This window comes from Mycobacterium sp. KBS0706, from assembly GCF_005938675.2.
Lineage (GTDB): Bacteria > Pseudomonadota > Alphaproteobacteria > DSM-16000 > Inquilinaceae > Inquilinus.
Window position 1 is genome coordinate 1 of the sequence record NZ_VCCH02000231.1, and the last position, 2622, is coordinate 2622.

The 2622-nt window shown below is 58.5% G+C and carries 1 protein-coding gene; it reads right to left on the reverse strand.

What is annotated here, in order from left to right; genetic code table 11:
• Nucleotides 1–208: 208 nt before the first annotated feature.
• Nucleotides 209–1897, reverse strand: a complete 1689-nt coding sequence (locus FFK22_RS41370; protein WP_138893638.1) for an ABC transporter ATP-binding protein/permease — start codon at nucleotides 1895–1897, stop codon at nucleotides 209–211.
• Between the last annotated feature and the right edge of the window lie 725 nt (nucleotides 1898–2622).

The window sequence follows — 2622 nt, forward strand, 5'->3', positions numbered from 1 at the left end:
TACCAGACATGGCCTCGGCGCTCCGGAACCGGACGTTCGCTAGACGCTGGAATTGAATGAGAAGTGACGATCAACACCTATCGGAGCGCGCTCAGATCGGATATAGCAGTGGCACCGACAACGAACGCTTCTCAACAGCAAACGTTGGCACCAGCGCTATTGGGCAACGCAGATTCAAATTGGGGACGCGATACGATGTTGCTATCCGTCAGGATCGGCTCGTCATCCACCTCCAGCTTCCATCGTCGCCGCATTCCAGGATGGCGTGATATAGCTCACGCGATTCACCAGCATCTCCGTAGCTGATGTAAGTGATCGAGTTCTCCGAAAACAGGCGCAGGACTTTGTCAAGTTGAGCGGAATTCAACACAGTACCGATCCGATCCAGAAAGACGAAGCGTGGCTTTGCAAGAATGACATGTGCGATGGCCAGGAGTTGCTGCTCGCGCAGCGGCAGCAGCGTCATCCAGTCCCGCTCGGTATCCAACCCGCCCATTTGGGCGATGCCTTGTGCGAGCCTCAACTCGCTCAGCAGCGTAAGTATCCTGTCGTCCGAAACATCGCCCTCATGTCCTGGGCGCACCAGGACTTGCCGGAGGGTGCCTGGTGCCAAGTAAGGCCGCTGGGCGAGAAATAGCAAGCCGTCTGCGCCAGGGCGAATGATGCGCCCGGTGCCGGCGGTTCGGCTCCCCGCCGTCGCCTGGAACAACGCCGGACCGGCTTCCTGGTCGGATCCTGTCACCAGAACGCAGGTCCCGGATGGGATTGACATGGACAAGTCCTTGAGCAGAGGGTTGCTGTTGGTCGACGACTCCAAGGTCAAGCGCTCGTAAGCCAGCGTTTCACCTGCATCGACAAGCTCAATGGCTGTTGCCGTACTTGTCTGCGATTGCTCGATAGCGTCCATCAGCGAGCTGAGCCGTGCGACGACGGCAGCGAACGAGGACAGCGACTGGAACTGGGTGACAACCAGGGAAAACGCGGCAACAAGCGCCGTGAAGGCCATGGCCGACTGCGTGATCGCGCCGAAGTCGATCTCCCCGTCGATGAACGCCGGAGCGACAATCAGGGCCGGAATGATCTGAATCAGCCAGTTGTAGCCCGTGGTGAAGAACCCCAGGTTGCGGTTGACGGCGATGATCCGACGCAAATTGCCGACTAGGTCCTCGAGCCGATGCAGTAGACGCGCAGATTGCCGACCCTCGTGGTGCCCCAGCATGATGGGTTCGGCGTTCTCTCGAACATGAATGAGACCGGAGCGGAAACCGGCCTCTTTGTCCGATTGATCATAGTTGAGCTTGACGAGTGGACGTCCTATTACGATCGCCATGTACGATCCAAAGGTCGCGTACAGAACGGCGACGATAAACAGCAAAGGACTGATCAACCAGAGCACGCCGGAAAATGCCAATATGGTGAAACTGCCGTTTAGGGCCATCAGGACGAAAGAAATTGTGGTGATTGTAAATGCGCGGACATCCTCGGAGATCCTCTGGTCCGGGTTGGCGAGTTCACCGGATGCCTCCAGACGGTAATACGCCCCCTCGGCAAAATAGAAACTGATGGCTCGTCGAGTCACGAACTCCCGCCAGAGTAATGCAAGGCGCTCCTCGGCAAACCGGGCGATGACCGAGACGACGGTCGAAGCCGCGAAGACTCCGATGTAGAACAGAGCTTGTCGGACAAATTCAGCTCTCTCGCGGTCCGCAATCGAGGTCATAAAATTTCGGCCAACATAGCTGTTAGCAACATTCAAACTATTGACCCCGATCAGTAGTACAACCAAACCGAAGCACAGCGATTTGGCCTTCCAGCCGACCTCTGAGTCCATGAAGTCCCTGACCGCCCGAAAAAACCGCGCTGCGACTGTCTTGTATTGAATCCTGTCCGTATCCATTTCGTCCCTCCAGTAAGCTCGACGAGCGACGAATTCGCAACAGCAGCCGCTGCCGACTGGATATGTGGAGGCCCTCATCCTGGTTTTCAGAAGGGTACCGCAGGCTCGCGCTGTCCCGACTCCGCTGTTCGGATCGTTGAACGATCATCACTCGCCAAGCTCTCTTGCACGTTTGCGTAAGCCAGGTCGTGGCAATAGAGGCCGGGGCGCCGATCGCGGAACCGGCAAGCGCCGATAAAGCTGAAATATAGGCCGTTTCCATTCGTCCGTGGCTTTACCCCAACACCAGCCGCGAGCCGCCGCCATGAACACTGCAAGCACAGCCATAGGCTAACGTATCCGACCGGCGGCAGAACTCCGGTCCAAAGGTCCCAGGACCCGCTCGCAAGGAGTCTGTCCCGACGGCGCGGCCACTTGATTGATCTATGTCAAGGCGGCCGCAGCCGAGACGTGGCGTGGTTTTGCCGTTCGATATCCGGTGCAGCACCGGGGCTGTCGCGGGTGGCCGAGCCCCCGACCCCGACGCGCCGCGGCTCAGGTTGCGCTCGCCGCACTACTGACGTGTGCAAGGTCGCGCGGCGGAGGCGAGACGGGTGAACGACGCTGCGCTCTGATCGAAAGCAGAGGCAAATCATGAAGACCATGAAGACAGTGGATGAGGCCCTGGTCGGCGTGATCAACGCCGGTTCGTCCTCGCTGAAGTTCACGTTCTACGAGGACGACCG

Excerpts from the sequence above, each read along its gene's own strand:
- FFK22_RS41370 (WP_138893638.1), bottom strand. The coding sequence starts at position 1,897 with ATGGATACGGACAGGATTCAATACAAGACAGTCGCAGCGCGGTTTTTT.